The sequence below is a fragment of the Streptosporangium becharense genome, assembly GCF_014204985.1.
In the GTDB taxonomy this organism is placed as follows: domain Bacteria; phylum Actinomycetota; class Actinomycetes; order Streptosporangiales; family Streptosporangiaceae; genus Streptosporangium; species Streptosporangium becharense.
In genome coordinates, this window is record NZ_JACHMP010000001.1 from 2,695,169 (window position 1) to 2,710,352 (window position 15,184).

Genomic DNA, 15,184 nt, shown 5'->3' on the forward strand with positions numbered 1-15,184 from the left:
ACACCGTATGGGATCCAGAAGAAAGCGAGCAATGCGGTGTTATGCTCCGGCGCACCCGTCGTGTTCCCCTCCGGTGAGGAGCAGCGTTGGAGACTCCGCAGGCACCGTTCCGGGCGACCCTGGGCAGGTCGGTACGACTGTTCGGCGCCTTCCGCAAGGAGCAGACCGACCCCGACTTCTTCTACGGCATGCTGGCCCGCGACACCGTCGCCCAGCTCGCCTCCTACACCGAGCTGGACGGAGCGCTGGTCGCCGACGTGGGGGGCGGCCCCGGCTACTTCACCGACGTGCTGCGCGCGGCCGGCGCCCGGCCGGTGTGCGTCGACTGCGACGCCGGCGAGATGATGGCCCGCCACGGCGCGGCCCCGGACGGGGCGGTGCTGGGCAGCGCGCTGGACCTGCCGCTGGCCACCGGCTCGGTGGACGTGTGCTTCTCCTCCAACGTGCTGGAGCACGTGCCCGACCCGTGGCGGATGGGTGCGGAGATGGTCCGGGTGACCCGGCCCGGCGGCGTGGTCTACCTGTCGTTCACGAACTGGCTGTCGCCGTGGGGCGGCCACGAGACCTCCCCCTGGCACTACCTCGGCGGGCACCGGGCCGCGGCCCGCTACACCCGGGTGCACGGCAGGCGGCCGAAGAACCTCTACGGCGAGAGCCTCCACCCGGTCTCGATCGGTGCCGCGCTGCGCTGGGCACGGCGCCGGGCCGACGTCACGGTGCTGGACGCCCTGCCCCGCTACCACCCCCGCTGGGCCGCCCCGGTCATCCACGTCCCGGGCCTGCGCGAGATCGTGAGCTGGAACCTGCTGCTCGTGCTGCGCAAGCGCTGACCGTCCCGTACGGCGTGTCCCGCCGCTCATGCCCCCGCCCGCTCCGGGACGGTTCCGGAGCCGGGCTCGGGGCCGGTTTCGGACTTCGGAGGGGAATCGGCCCCGGTTCCGGAGCCGGGTTCGGGGGTGGATGCGGGGTCAGGCTCGGGACCGGGCTCCGCATCGGGCTCGCGGGCGGGTTCGGGGTCAGGCTCGGGGCCGGGGGTGGAGGAGGTCCGGCGCAGGCGTTCGAGCGGCCGCACGGCCAGGAGCAGGAACACCAGGCCGACCGCGAAGAGGAAGCCGGGCAGCGCGTCGCGGACGACGAGAACCCACCGGGTGAAGGCACGGGCCTCGGCCACCATGCCCGCGACCTCCGAGGCCGGTGTCACCAGGTCCGCCCGGAGGCTCACCCGGCGGCCCCGGCCGTCGGAGGTGCGCAACTCCTGGCGGTGCTGCTCCTGTGCCCGCACCGTCAGGCCGCTCTCCGGTTCGACCCACAGGGTCCGGCTGACCTGCGCGTACCGGGCGACGGCGACGGAGCGCGTCCCGGGCAGGCCCAGCAGCCTGCCGGGGAGCTTCCCCGGCAGGTCCTCGATCTTGATGAAGCCGGTCCGGTAGGCGTAGCGGTAGGTCCGCAGGCCCCGGACCTCCTCCTCCCGTTCGAACAGCAGGGGGACCGGCCGGCGCAGCACCGTGTCGTACATCGGATAGACGCGCGGCTGGGCCCGGAACGGCAGGCGGAAGGCCAGGCCGGTCTGCCGGGCACCGGGATCGTCGTCGACGTACCCGTCGCAGCAGTCGACCGCCAGGCCGGTGCGACGGTCGAAGGCCGTGCGGCGTTCGTGGTAGGCGACGCGTTCGCCGAAGGGGGTGTCGAGCGTGGTGAACTCGGTCCACACCGCGACGTTCCCGTCCCCTGCCGCGGCGTCGCCGCTCAGCGTCGTGGTGGAGACCAGCGGGACGCGGTCGTAGGAGACGAGGGTGCCGGTGTCGAGAAAGGTCGACACCGGAGATTCGAGGCGGTACGTCCTGTTGTGCTGTAACGGCAGGGCCAGGACGCCCTCGTAGACGAAGAAGCGCAGCAGGGCGGCGAAGGTGAGCAGGAACGCGCCGACGCCGGCGAGCACGGCGACGCGGGAGATCCGCGGCCGCCTCACCGCCCCACCGCCAGCGGTTCCGGCCGGGCCCGCGACGTCCGGAGCGGGGCAGGAGGCGCCGGGGAACGCTCGGGGGCGGTCGCGAGCAGCCAGGCCACCGCGAGCAGGCACAGCACCTGCGGCACGACACCCGCCAACGCCCCGGCGAGCTGCCCGGTCCCCCCGTACGCGGTGCCGGCGGCCTGGGACAGACCTGCCAGGAGGAGCGGCACGGCGGGGACCCACGGCGCGGTGAGCGCGCCGGCCGCCCTGGGGAGCGGGCCGGAGCGGGCGTGCCTGGCCTCGGCGACGGTGCCCAGCCAGCCGAGCAGCAGGACCGCGGCGGAGAGGATCACGACACCGGCGAACCCGCCGGCCCAGAGCCCGGCCAGCGGGGCGAGCGGCCAGGCCCAGGATCGGCGGAGCCGGGCCGGTCCGGCCCCGGGAAGCGGCACCGGCCGGACGCGGACGAACGCCGGCGCGAGCACCAGCAGCACCAGCAGCCCTCCAGCGGCCAGGGACGCGCGGTAGAGGGCGTCGGGCTCGTAGCGCAGGGTGACCACCCCCTGCCCCGGGGGCAGCTCCCATGCCTGCCGCCAGCCGTCCAGCCGGACCGGTTTCAGCCGGGTGCCGCCCAGGTGGGCCTGCCAGCCCGCGTTGTGGTTCTCGTTCACCACGAGATACGAGGGCCGCGCGGCGGACACGCGCACCCGGCGCTCCCCCGGCCCCCACGCCTCCGTGACGGCGGGCACGGCGGTGACCACGGCGTCCTCGGCGTCCACGGTGTTCCCGGCGTCTTCGGAGCCCTCCGCGCTCCCGGCGCCTCCCGAACCCTTCGCGCTCCCGGCGTCCCCCGAGGCCCGTCCGGGAGTCCGCACGACGACCGACTCGACCCGGAAGGCGTCGCTCGGCGCGACGGCGAAGCGCGCCCGGCCGATGCTCAGCTCGACCGGTTCGCAGGCGCGGTAACCGACGGGACGGCCGTTGACCACGTCGTCCAGCGTGCCCGAGACGACCTCGGTGTGCACCTTGTTGCCGTCCACGGTGAACGTGGGGCCGTACCCGCAGGGCAGCCGGAGCGGGAACGACGCGAGCGAGCCGAGCGGCTCGACCCCCGGGATGGTCAGCTCGGCGACCTCGATCGCACGTGAGGCGGGAGCGGTGAACGCGATCTCCAGCCGGTCGGTGCGGATCGGCGCGAACTCGACCTGCCCGTCCGGGCCGACCCAGCTCCGTGTCGTCCGGCCGCCGCCGGTGACGCTGACCTGGACCGGGGGCCGGCCCAGGAACGAGTCCGGGAACAACACCATGATCCGGGAGATCCTGGTCTTCTTGCCGAGCCGGACGGTGAGGGTGGGCCTGCGGTCGAACGGCTGGGCGTACCAGACGGTGGCCAGGTCGCCGTCCATGGCGGCCCGGCCGAGCACGGCCGGGTGGTCCACCGCCGTGGAGGAGGCGGTGACCTGGGGGAAGACGCCGGGAACGGTGGTGAGCAGCCGCGCCGAGGTGGGGTCGGTGAGCACGGCGCGGCCGGTGACGACGCGCTCGCCGTCCCGGCGCACCACGAAGGTGCGGTCGAAGCCGGAGCCGTCCTCGCCGTGGATCTCCAGGGAGGGGCGGCAGGTCCACGCGAAGGACCCGCGCATGCAGGCGGACGCGGACCCCTGCCGGGTGAGCAGCACCGTGCCGGGGTCCTCCTCGCCGGCGGCGGGCACATCGAGGGTCCGCGTCGCCCGCACGCCGGGGACGGCGATCTCGCTGATCCCGACCCGGGTGCCGACCGGCGACCTGGGCTCGGAGGCGAGCTTGGTGACGCGGACGCGCAACCAGGTGGTCCTGCCCTCGGGCGGACGCAGATACTGCGGGTCGGCGGTGTCGGCGACCGGGACCCGGCGGGTGCCGGCGGCGGTCTCCAGGGCGACCTCCGCCACCGGCGGCCCGAGACCGGCCTTCTCGAACGCCACGGTGACGGCGGGCATGTCGACGCCCGCGACGAAACGGATCTCCAGCCACTCGCCGACCGCGCCGTTCCAGCCGTCGGAGCGCCAGGCGGTGCGCGGGTCGCCGTCCAGCGCCGCGTACGGCCCCCGGCCCGGGTCGCGGGCCCCCACGGCCGCCGTGACGCCCGCCTCGGAGGAGGAGGCGCGCACGTCGTTGATCCCGGTGTAGCGGGCGGTGACGGTGGCCGGGGTCCAGGCCGGGTCGGTGAGGTCGGAGGGCCCGTCGCGCTGCGGCGGCTGATCTTCGGTGAGCGTGGCGGTCGCGATGCGGCGCAGGTCGCCGAAGACGATCTCGCGACGGCGCAGCGTGTCGGTGGCCACCGTGGCGGAGGGCGGCGTGGCGGCGGCGCCGGGCTCGTCGCCCACCAGGGTGGGCCGGTCGTCCGCCAGCAGCCCCTCTTCGGCGAGGGCGAGCGTCGCCTCGGGTGCCCCGGTGACCCGCAACGCGTCTTCCCTCGGCACGGTCGCGACCAGCGGGGCGGGGTCGGGGACGGCGTAGACCTCCAGCGCGGGGTAGGGCTGGTCGACCCAGCCGGAGGCGGTGGTGGAGGGGCTCACGCCCACCCCCGGCCCGAAGGCGGCGACCCGCCGCAGGCCGGTGGACTCGGCGAGCGTCTCGTGGACCCGGGCGGGCCAGGCGGTGCCGAAGGTCTCCCGGGCGAGGTCGTTGCGGACGAGTACGTGGCTGACGCCCATCCGGCGCAGCGCGGCGGTCAGGCCGGGCGAGCCGCGGCCGGTGGCGAAACGCTCGTCCACCGCCTGGACCAACCGGGCCAGCCCCGGCGAGCCCCAGGGCACGTTGGTGTGGGTGGCCCAGCGCACGGTGAGCAGCGACTGCATGGGCTCGTCCATCGGCCGGCCCCACAGGTACTCACCGCGTCGTGATCCGGGCACGGCCAGCACCATGCCGTCCCCGGCGTTGCGGTTGAGCCAGGCGGTGGCCTCGCGCCAGTGGGCGGGCACGTCGGCGAACGCGCCCGCGGGAGTGACCCCGGCGGTGGCGACGGGCAGCGCGGTGAGCGCGACCAGCCCGGCGCAGACGGCCTGGACCGGACGCCGCAGCCGGGCGGGCCAGGCCAGGGGCAGGGACGCCAGGCCGAGCGCGACCGGGAGCCGGATGAGCGCGTCGAACTTGTGCAGGTTGCGGAAGGCGGCGAGCGGCCCGTCGAACAGGTCCCTGACCTGCCCCGTCCACGGGTGGGCGAGCGCGTCGGCGTGCCCGGCCGTGACGATCACCACCCCGGCCACCAGGGACAGGGTCAAGAACCCCCGCTCCGGGGTGGCCGGGCGGGCGATCCCGGCGATGCCGAGCCCGGCGACCAGCGCGGTCAGCACGATCATCACCGGCGCCGTCGCCTGCTCGAAGGCCGCCGGCAGCCACGGCCGGCCGTCCACCGGCAGGAAGGAGATCCAGCTGGAGGTGCCCCGAAGGGCGTTCAGCAGCGAGGTGACCCCGGTGGTGGCGTCCGCCGTCTCGATGAACGGCAGGAAGGAGAAGATGTAGCGGCCCATCAGCAGCAGCGGCAGCAGCCACCACATCGACACCGCCGCGACGCAGCCCAGCCACCAGGCGATCAGCCGCCGCCCGCGCGGCCCGCCGCGCCGGGTCAGCAGGTAGAGCAGGGGGACGACTAGTACGGCCAACTCGGCCACCGCGTTGACACCCCCGGCGAACAGGAACGCCAGCGCCGACAGCGCCGCCGCCCGGCGGGGGCTCGCACCCGGCCGGGTCCCGTGCACCAGGGGCAGCATGATCCACGGCAGCACCGCGCTCGGCTGGAACTCCGAGGAGTTGACGCCGATCAGCGCCAGGGCGTGCGGGGCCAGCGCGTAGGACAGCCCCGCCACGATCCGCGTGCCGGGGGTGCCGATCCCCATGGCCCGCGCCAGCCGTTCGGCGCCGAGGAACGCCGCGCACAGCACGACGGTCATCCACAGCCGCTGGATGTTCCACGGGGGCATGTCCAGCGCGCGCAAGAGCACGTAGAAGGGGCCCATCGGGAACAGGTAGCCGTGGGCCTGGTTCTGCAGGTGGCCGAAGAACGCCCCGTCCCACAGGTGCAGCGCGCGGGACAGGAACCCCAGCGGGTTGAGCGCCATGTCGAGCTTGGTCTCGGCGATCACCTGGCCGGGCGAGGTGTTGAACGCCACGGCCCCCAGCAGGAGGCATCCGGCGAGGAGGCGCAGCCGGTGCCGCAACCGCGCGGGCCCGGTGTCGGTGCGGTCAGGGGTCAATGCGGCGCTCAAGTGGGGTCGGTCTCACCTACGGCGAGACGGAGATCGGGGGTCCTGGCCGGCGAGGCGGTGGCGTCCGAGGGGAGCTCCGCGGCGACGAGCCTGGTCATCGTAGCGCCGGTTCTCCCCCAGGTGAACTCGGCCGCCCAGGCCCGGCAGGCCCGCTGGACCTCGGCCCGCCGCACCGGGTCGGACAGCTCCTCGACGGCGCGGTCGACCACGTCGGCCAGTTCCTCGCCGTCGCGCACCAGCCAGCCGGTCACCCCGTCCCTGACCGAGTCCCGCAGCCCGGCGACGTCGTAGGCGACGGTCGGCACACCGAAGGCGGCGGCCTCGATCACGGTCAGCCCCCAGCCTTCGAACTCGGAGGCGGTCACGTTGAGCAGCGCGGCGCCGAGCACCGCGTTCTTGTCCGGCTCGGCGAGGAACCCGTGCAGGTGCACCCGGTCGGCGACGCCCAGCTCGGCGGCGCGGGCGGCGAGCGCGGCGGACTCCGGACCACGCCCGACGACGTGCACGTGCAGGCCGGGGCGGGTGCCCTCCAGGTCGGCGGCGAGGGCGACCACCCGTTCGGCCCGCTTGTGACCGACCAGCCGGCCCAGGTAGACCACGGCCGGGTCGCCGGGCACCGGGCGGGGGGCGACCGGACGCTCCGCCGGGCTGCCGTTGGGCACCACCTGGATGGGGGCGAGCCAGCGCAGCCGGGTACGCAGATCCTCGCGGGACGACTCCGAGACCGTGACGGTCGTGCGGTTCCGGTAGAGCAGCGGCGCCACCCGGCTCTCCACGAAGCAGCCGGTCCTGGCCAGCCAGGTGGGGAAGAAGGCGTGGAACTGCCGGTCGTGCACGTGGTGGACCAGGCAGATGACCGCCGTGCGGCGGCGCACCACGAGCGGGGAGAAGAAGGGGATGCCGTTCATGGAGTCGATGACGACGTCGAGGCGGCGACGGTGGAACAGCAGCCAGAGCGGCACCAGCAGGTAGACCAGGTAGCGGTTGCCCATCCGGCGCAGTTCGATGCCGTCGCGCCGCTCAGCCGGCGTCTGACCGGGCTCGCGGGCGGTGAGGAAGTGCACCGAGGCACCCTGGGCGACCAGGTGCCGGCTGACCTGCCAGGCGTACTCCTCCGCGCCTCCGGCGGCCGACTGCTGCGGCTCGCGGAAGTTCAGCACCGCCACCCGCACCCCGGCCAGGGCCGGTTCGGGCTCCCCGTGAACCGCCGCGTCCGGCCCCGTGGCCGGCCCCGGGGACGGCGGCAGGGAACGGGACCCGGCGCTCGTACTGCCACTGGACAGAACCACGCTCTCTCCTCGGTCCGCTACGGCGACGCACGCTTGAATCGGGACACGGCGGAGCCGCGTCCCGTTCCGACGAGTGGTGGCCGGCCCGTCCGGGCCGGCGAAGAAGGCCCGGAGGGCCCGGTCAGCAGACCCTGCGGGTCACCTGTCGCCGTAGTTGTACAGCGGCCGGTTCGGCGGCTCCGGCGAGGGCGAGGCCACGTTCACCACTGCCACGGAGGCCCCCACCGCCAGGATGGCTCCGACGGCCAAGGCAGCGATAACTCGTATCACTGAGCTCTCCCTCCAGCTATTGGACAGTGCGTCGAGACTAGAACGCGATACACACCATAAGCCATAGCTTTAGTAAAACCGTGACAAAAGAAGTTACCGTTAGGTACTGCCAGGAGCTGCAGTTATACAGCGATCATTCCGAACCGGAGAGGCGTAAGAGACGCAGCTCACGACCTTGGAAAACGACCACGCCATCATAGAACTTGTTCTCGTTGGACTGTTCCAGCACATAGCGGATACCGAGCCCCGCCAATGCCCGCGCCCGCAGGTCCGGGCCGGCCCGCAGGGCCGCCTCCGCCCGCGCCGCCCGCGGGCTCTCCGCGGCCAGCCGCAGCCTCCCGCCGCCGGGCAGCCCCACCACCAGCGCGTCGTTCCAGACCACCGGACGGGCGAACATCTTGGTCGCCGGGTCGAGCACCACCCGCCCGCCGTTCCAGGCGAAGGCCCGGTGGGCACCCCACGGCAACGACAGCAACGCCCCCGGGGCCGGGTCGGCGTTCACGATCGCCTGCACCCGCCGCCACTCGCCGGGGTAGTCGACCGCCGCCAGCCGGCCGAACGCCCCCAGCGCGAACGTCGGCAGCACCAGCACCGGCACGGCCACCGCCACCGCCGCCACCGCCCGCGAGTGCCACCCGGCGACCGCCCCGGCCAGGCCCACCGCCTGAAGCAGCGCGAACGGCGCCAGGTAGAGCTGCCCGTCGCGGAACGGCCCGAACCCCGGCCACCAGGCGATCAGTCCGCCCAGCACCCCGGGAGCGAACGCGCCGGCCAGCGCCACCGCCAGCCCCGCTCCGGCCGCCACCGCCAACCCCGCCCTGGCCGCCACCGCCGGGCCCATCCCGGCCACCGCCGCCAGGCCCGGTCCAGCCACCGCCGGAGCCGGTCCGCCTGTCACCGCCGGACCCACTCCGGCCGTCGCCGCCGGACTCGTACCGGCCACCGCCGAGCCCATCCCGGTCGCCACCGCCGGGCCCGGTCCGGCGGGGCCGCCGCGGAGCCGGACGAACCCCCAGACCGCGACCCCGGCGAGGACCAGCCGGACGCTCGCGGACCACCACCCCTGCTGCCCGGGGACGACCGCGTGGGCGTTCCAGACCCCGCCGAGCGACAGCAGGCTGCCGACCGTGCCGAACGGCCCGTCGGCCCTGGCCGCGAACGCCGTCACTCCCGCCGGATCGGTCGAGGCCCCGCTGAGAAGCGCGGGAACCAGCCACGGCAGGCTCAGCGCTCCGAGCACCACCCCGGCCTCCGCCGTACGGCGCAGCCGGGTCACCGCCCCCGCGGGGGCGGTGACGGCGGTCGCCAGGACGGTCAGGGCGGAGAGCAGCATCGCCTGGAACCCGCCGGCCGCCGCCGGCAACAGCGCCGCGACCAGCCGGAGCCGGCCGCCCAGCACCACCGCCCGTACCGCCCAGGGCAGAGCGGCGACGCCGAGCAGCAGGGCCCACTGGCCGAGCAGGAGCCGCTGGGCGAGGTAGGTGTTCCAGGCGTAGAAGGCCGCCGCGGCCAGGCGCGGCCCGAGCCGGTCCGAGGGGACCAGCGCGGCGGCCCCGGACGCGGCCAGCACGAAGACGCCCAGCAGGACCGCCTTCTGCACCACCTGCGCGGGAACCGCCTGCGCGAGCAGCGCCACCACCAGGTCGCTGGGCACCGACCTGGGGAAGCCCTCCCCGGGGAGCGTCAGCGGCGGGTCGGGCACGAAGACCATGTCGTAGCGGAGCACGAAGCCCGGCCCCAGCGCGGGGCCGAGGGCGAGCAGCCCGAGCAGCAGCCCGAGCACAGCGGGCGCGACGGGCGCGACGGACGCGACGGACGCGAACCGCCCCGCCGTCTCACCCCGTTTCGCCCGCATATCGCCAGACCCTAACGAGCGCCGGGCCCGGTACGGGACCGGGGAGCACAACTGCGCACCGGCCCCCGAGGGCACCCCCGGATCATCGGCGGACCCGCCGGGGGTCCGCCGCCGACCGGCCGCGGACCCGCGGGGCCCGTCCTACTTACCCGGCTCGGGGTCGCGGGGCAGGCCGAGCATGCGCTCGCCGATGATGTTGAGCTGGACCTCCGTGGTACCGCCGTAGATCGTCATGGCACGGGTGGAGAGCACGGCCCGGTTCCAGTAGCCGGCGTCGCCGAGCCGCATGTCGGCGGCGGTGACGGCGGCGGGCCCGAGCAGCGAGACCGCGCACTCGGAGACGTGCTGGGCGTGCGAGGTGGACAGCAGCTTGCGGACCGAGGCGTCGGCTCCGGGCTCGGCCCCCGTCAGCTGCTTCAGCGTCACCCGCAGGCCGAGGGCGGCGATCGAGTGCCCCTCGCAGACCACGCGCGCCACCTCCTGCCGCTCGGCCGCGGTCAGTTCACGGCCGAGGCGCCCGGCCAGGCCGAGCAGGTCGGGGACCGACGCGCCGGTGCCGCCCGAGCCGGAGGAGAGCGAGACGCGCTCGTTGGACAGGGTGTTCCTGGCGACCTTCCAACCCTGGCCCACCTCGCCGACGACCAGCTCGTCCGGGACGAACACGTCGTCCAGGAAGACCTCGTTGAACAGGTTCTCGCCGGTCATCTCGGTGAGCGGCCGCACCGTGACGCCGAGCCCCTTCATGTCGACGAGGAAGTACGTGATGCCCTCGTGCTTGGACCCCTCGGCGGAGTCGCGGGCGATGCAGATGCCCCACTCGGCGACATGGGCGACGGAGGTCCAGATCTTCTGGCCGTTGAGCCGCCAGCCGCCCTCGACCCGCTCCGCGCGCATCTGCAGGGAGGCGAGGTCGGAGCCGGCCCCCGGCTCGGAGAAGAGCTGGCACCAGATCATCTCACCGCTCAGCGTGGGCGGCAGGAAGCGCTCCTGCTGCTCGGGGGTGCCGTAGGTGACAATGGACGGCACCACCCAGGCACCGATGATCATCTGAGGCAGCTTGAGGCCGGCGGCCTTGAGCTCCTGGAAGATGAGAACCTGCTCCAGCGGCTTGGCGTCGCGTCCCCACGGCCTGGGCAGGTGCGGCATGACGTACCCGGCGGCGGCCAGGGCACGCTTCTGCTCCCGGCCCTCAAGGGTGGCGATCTCCGCGAGTTCCGCCCGGATCGTCTCGCGCAGCCCGGCCGCGTCCTCGGGCAGCTCGATCTCCAGGTCCCGGCGCACGCCGTCCAGCGCCAGCCCGGCGACCGACTCGGCCCACTCGGTCGACGCGCCGAGCAGAGCGCGCAGGGTGAGCGCGCGACGGTAGTACAGGTGGACGTCGTGCTCGTAGGTGTAGCCGATGCCGCCGAAGATCTGGATGGCGTCCTTGGCGCAGAGCACGGCGGCGTCCGGCGCGGTCACACCCGCGATCGCGGCGGCGTAGGCGAACTCGCGGGCGGCGGCGTCGCCTTCGGCCCGCTTCTCGGCCGCGCGGACGGCGTCCCACACGGTCGCGCGGGCCTGCTCCAGGGCGACGAGCATCCGGGCGGCCTTGTGCTTGACCCCCTGGAACTGCCCGATCGGGCGGCCGAACTGCACGCGTATCTTCGCGTACTCCGCCGCGGCGGTCACGCACCACGACGCGACGCCGGCGGCCTCGGCGCCGAGCAGGATCGCGGCCAGGTTGAGGACGTCGGCGCGCCGGAGCCCGCCGAGGACCCGCCCCGCGGGCACGCTCACCGCGTCCAGTTCGACCCTGGCCACGCCACGGGTGAGGTCCAGTGCCTTGACCGGGGTCACGGTGGCCGCCGAGGCGTCGACCGCGACCCACTCCTCACCCTGGCCGGTGCTCACCGGGAGCACCAGGACGTCGGCGAGGGAGCCGCCCAGGACGGGTTCGGCGGTGCCGGTGACCGTCAGAGCGCCGTCCTCGCCGCGGGTGGCGGTGATCGAGCCGGTCAACGCGACCGCGCCGGTCAGGGTGCCGTCGGCGAGGGCGGGGAGCAGCTCGGCGTGAGCCTTGCCGTCGGAGGCGAGGATCACCGCGCCGGCGAGCACGGTCGGGACGTACGGGCCGGGCACCGCGTACTCGCCGAGGGCCTCGACGGCGACGGCGGCCTCCAGCAGGCCGTAGCCGCTGCCGCCGTGCTCCTCGGGGATGTGCAGGCCGAGCAGCCCTTGGTCGGCCAGCCCGGACCAGAAGCCGGGACGCTCCTCAGCGTCGGCCGCGACGGCGGCCCGTACGACCTGGGCCGGGATGTTCCGCTCCGCCCAGCCGGTCACCGACTCCCGGAGCGCCTCGTGCTCCTCGCTCAACCCGATGGCCATAGCACCCTCCAGACACGATTCTTGGCAGAACCATATTCTAGAAGGTGCTTCCATCACAACGCATGGCCCAAAGGCACAACGCATGGCTCACAGGGTGCGGACACTCCTCATCAGGGGGGCGATGTCGGCCCAGAGCTGCTTCTGCGAGTCGGGCACGGTCACGAAGAGCATCGCGGGCTTGCTGCGGCCGACGTCGAGGAGGGCGAGCGCCGCCTGGGAGGTGCGCGCCTTGCCGTCGATCTCGTACGCCACCTGGTAGCCGAGGACCCAGCCCTTGACGCCTCCCACCGGGCGCTGCGACGCGGTCCAGGTGACCTTGCTGCCCGCCGGGTGGTGGTGGCGGATCGTCCACCTGACCGCGCTGAGCGCGACCTTGCGGTATTCGGCGTCGGTCTTCGGTGCCCTGGCCGCGCCCGGGAGCGGGCCGGAGGCGATCAACGTGCGCGGCAGGCCGTCCGCACCCGCCTGCTGGGCGGCCGAGAGGGGGGCCGCCTTCTTCGTCGCCCACGGCTTGCCCAGCCTGGAGTAGGTGATCGCGGACCGGGAGTCGGTCACCGTGCCGATCACCGTGCTCGGCGTGCCCGCCAGGACCTTCAGCGCCGTCGCCGCGGGCAGGTCGGGCAGCGTGACCGGCGGCGGGGACGCGGTGGAGGTGTCGGCCCGCGAGCTCACCACCGGGTCGGCCGGCTCGTCACCGGAGAACAGGGTGAAGATGAGGACCACGATGACGGCCGTGACCACGGCGGCACCGAGGCTGTAGGCCACCCGGATCGGGATGTCGCCGATCCGCGCCAGCAGCCCGCCGGACGGCGCGGGCATCCCGGTCGCTCCCGGCCGGCCCGCGGGCCCCAGCGGAGCGGCCGAACCGCTCGCGCCGGTCACCCCCACCGGGCCCGGCGCTCCCGGCGGAGTCGCGGCCCCGGGCATGCCAGAAGGACTCGCCACGCCCGCCGGGCCCACGCCGGACGCCCCCGGAGCACCCGCCGGTACCGGCCCGCCGCGCCGCCCGCCCGCATCCGGCGCACCGGGGCGGTCGCCCGCACCGGCCAGGCCCGCCAGCGCCGAGGTCCTCCTCGCGCCGACCGGCCCCACCGCGGCGGACGGCCTCGCCGCACCGACCGGTCCCGCCGGAGTGGACGGCTTCGCCGTACCGGGCGGGTCCGCCGGAGCGGAAGGGCTCTCCACGTCCGCGGCACCCGACGCTCCGGCCCGCCGCTCCGTCGCACCCGGTGCCCCGGCCCGCTCCGACCACGGGCGGCTCGCCCCGCCCACCTGCCGGAACGGCACGGTTCCCGGGCCCCGTGACTCCCACACCTGCGGGCGCCCGAAGGGCGGCGTCGGATCGTCCACGCCGTCGTCCTGACCGGCCGCCGCGCCTTGCGCGGCGGCCGACTCGTAGGGCGGGGGGAACGGTCCGGGCCGCTTGGTCCGGGAGACCAACGGGGTCTCCTCGCCGTCGCCGATGGGGAACCCGCGGGGGACCCGGGAACCGATGCCCGAGCCGTCGGCGGCGGGAACGACGGGTATGGGAGCCGTGGGTGCTTCGTAGGACGGGATGTATCCCTCGTCAGAACCCCCGGAGGAGTTGTCGCCGACGTCCGCCATAGGCGTCAGGCTATGTCACCTGGGGAAGATTCGACGCATCGGGGGTTATTACGCTTCGGCTACGGGCTGTGCATCAGCCCAGTCCATGACGCCTCGCCTTCCCCGAACAGAATCTCGCTCTGTAAGGTCGCGGCTATGAGGGGCTTCTACGAGATCGCGGCGGCCGATCCCGGACGGGCCGCCGTCGTCACGGACGGCACCGTGACATACGGCGAGCTGCACGAACGGGTCAACCAGGTCTCCCACGGCCTTCTGGCACGGGGCGTCCGCCCGGGCGACCCGGTGGTCACGGTCCTGCCCAACGGCGTCGAGGCGGTCACGATGATGCTGGCCACGTATCAGATCGGCGCCTACCACGTCCCGGTGAACTGGCACTACACCGCCGAGGAGATCGGCTACATCGTCGCCGACTGCGACGCGCGGACGGTCGTCGCCACCGAACGGTACGGGGACGCCGTGCCGGGCGGCTTCACCGAACCCGGCGAGCTCGCCGGGGGACGACCGGTCACCCCGCCCGAGGGGCGCCGGGCGGGGTCGATGATGCTCTACACCTCGGGCACCACCGGCAGGCCCAAGGGCGTGCGGCGGCGGTTGCTCGACCTGAGCCCCGAGGACCTCTACCCGATCCTGATGCGCAAGGGCTGGCGGCACTTCGGGCTGCCGTTCGACGGCGTGCACCTGCTGCTCTCCCAGCTCTACCACTCCGCGCCGTACGGCCAGACGATGATGGCCCTGAACTTCGGCCACACCGTCGTGGTGACCGAGCGGTTCGACGCCGCCGAGACCCTGGAGCTGGTCGAGCGGCACCGGGTGACCAACGCGTTCATGGTGCCGACCATGTTCCACCGGCTGCTGGCCCTGCCCGAGGCGACCAGGACCGGGCACGACCTGTCGTCTCTGACGCACCTGTACCACGGTGCCGCCCCCTGCCCGCCCGCCGTCAAACGGGCGATGATCGACTGGCTCGGGCCCGTGCTGTGGGAGTACTACGGCTCGACCGAGTCCGCGGTGGCCACCATGGTCTCCTCGGCGGAGTGGCTGGAGCGGCCGGGCACGGTCGGCCGGGCGATCGACGGCCTGGAGTTCAGGATCCTCGGCGACGACGGCGCCGAGCTGCCGCCCGGCGAGCCCGGCCTGGTCTACATCGGCGGCGTCAACCGCTTCGAGTACCACGGGGATCCGGCCAAGACGGCCGGCACCATGCGGGACGGCCTCTACACCCCGGGAGACATCGGCTACCTGGACGAGGACGGCTACCTGTTCCTGTGCGACCGGCGCACCGACCTGATCATCTCCGGCGGCGTCAACGTCTACCCCGCCGAGATCGAGGCGGTGCTGCTGGAGCACCCCGCGGTGGCCGACGTGGCCGTGATCGGCGTGCCGGACCCGGAGTGGGGTCAACGGGTCGTGGCCCTCGTCCAGCCCGCGCCGGGCGTGGAGCCCGGTCCCGGTCTCACCGCCGAGCTGCTGGCGCACTGCGCGTCCCGGCTGGCCCGGCTCAAGCACCCGCGCACGGTCGAGTACCGCGACCGGTTGCCGCGCACGCCCACCGGCAAGCTCAGCCGCAGCAGCCTGCGGGAGGCGTACCTGCCGGCCTGAGTCG

The 15,184-nt window shown here is 74.3% G+C and carries 8 protein-coding genes; 2 read left to right on the plus strand and 6 right to left on the minus strand.

Annotation, left to right across the window (positions count from 1 at the left end):
• Positions 1–86: 86 nt before the first annotated feature.
• On the plus strand, positions 87–830 hold the full coding sequence (locus tag F4562_RS11500; protein WP_246473409.1) for a class I SAM-dependent methyltransferase: 744 nt from the start codon (positions 87–89) through the stop codon (positions 828–830).
• 26 nt (positions 831–856) lie between these two features.
• Here F4562_RS11500 and pgfA read toward each other — a convergent pair whose 3' ends face one another.
• The 6 genes from pgfA to F4562_RS11530 all read right to left on the minus strand — a co-directional run bounded on the left by pgfA (position 857) and on the right by F4562_RS11530 (position 13,581).
• A complete protein-coding gene (pgfA, locus tag F4562_RS11505) occupies positions 857–1,969 on the minus strand; it encodes a cell envelope lipid trafficking protein PgfA (RefSeq protein WP_184538832.1) in 1,113 nt (370 codons plus the stop codon).
• A complete protein-coding gene (locus tag F4562_RS11510) occupies positions 1,966–6,195 on the minus strand; it encodes an alpha-(1->3)-arabinofuranosyltransferase domain-containing protein (protein ID WP_184538830.1) in 4,230 nt (1,409 codons plus the stop codon). The genes pgfA and F4562_RS11510 overlap by 4 nt, the downstream gene beginning before the upstream one ends.
• A complete protein-coding gene (locus tag F4562_RS11515) occupies positions 6,192–7,484 on the minus strand; it encodes a glycosyltransferase family 4 protein (RefSeq protein ID WP_184538828.1) in 1,293 nt (430 codons plus the stop codon). Before F4562_RS11515 ends, F4562_RS11510 begins: the two co-directional genes overlap by 4 nt.
• A gap of 403 nt (positions 7,485–7,887) precedes the next feature.
• The gene (locus F4562_RS11520; RefSeq protein ID WP_184538826.1) at positions 7,888–9,609 is read right to left on the minus strand and encodes a hypothetical protein; all 1,722 of its coding nucleotides are present in this window, start codon (positions 9,607–9,609) and stop codon (positions 7,888–7,890) included.
• A 141-nt stretch (positions 9,610–9,750) separates the two neighbouring features.
• Entirely contained in the window at positions 9,751–11,976 is a 2,226-nt protein-coding gene (locus tag F4562_RS11525) for an acyl-CoA dehydrogenase family protein (protein ID WP_184538823.1), read from the minus strand.
• A gap of 87 nt (positions 11,977–12,063) precedes the next feature.
• A complete protein-coding gene (locus F4562_RS11530) occupies positions 12,064–13,581 on the minus strand; it encodes a hypothetical protein (protein ID WP_184538821.1) in 1,518 nt (505 codons plus the stop codon).
• 135 nt (positions 13,582–13,716) lie between these two features.
• Between F4562_RS11530 and F4562_RS11535 the strand changes: the two genes are divergently transcribed.
• Positions 13,717–15,180, plus strand: coding sequence for an AMP-binding protein (locus tag F4562_RS11535; protein ID WP_184538819.1), 1,464 nt, complete (start codon positions 13,717–13,719; stop codon positions 15,178–15,180).
• Positions 15,181–15,184 lie beyond the last annotated feature (4 nt).

Excerpts from the sequence above, each read along its gene's own strand:
- F4562_RS11520 (WP_184538826.1), bottom strand. The coding sequence starts at position 9,609 with ATGCGGGCGAAACGGGGTGAGACGGCGGGGCGGTTCGCGTCCGTCGCG.
- F4562_RS11525 (WP_184538823.1), bottom strand. The coding sequence starts at position 11,976 with ATGGCCATCGGGTTGAGCGAGGAGCACGAGGCGCTCCGGGAGTCGGTG.
- F4562_RS11530 (WP_184538821.1), bottom strand. The coding sequence starts at position 13,581 with ATGGCGGACGTCGGCGACAACTCCTCCGGGGGTTCTGACGAGGGATAC.
- F4562_RS11535 (WP_184538819.1), top strand. The coding sequence starts at position 13,717 with ATGAGGGGCTTCTACGAGATCGCGGCGGCCGATCCCGGACGGGCCGCC.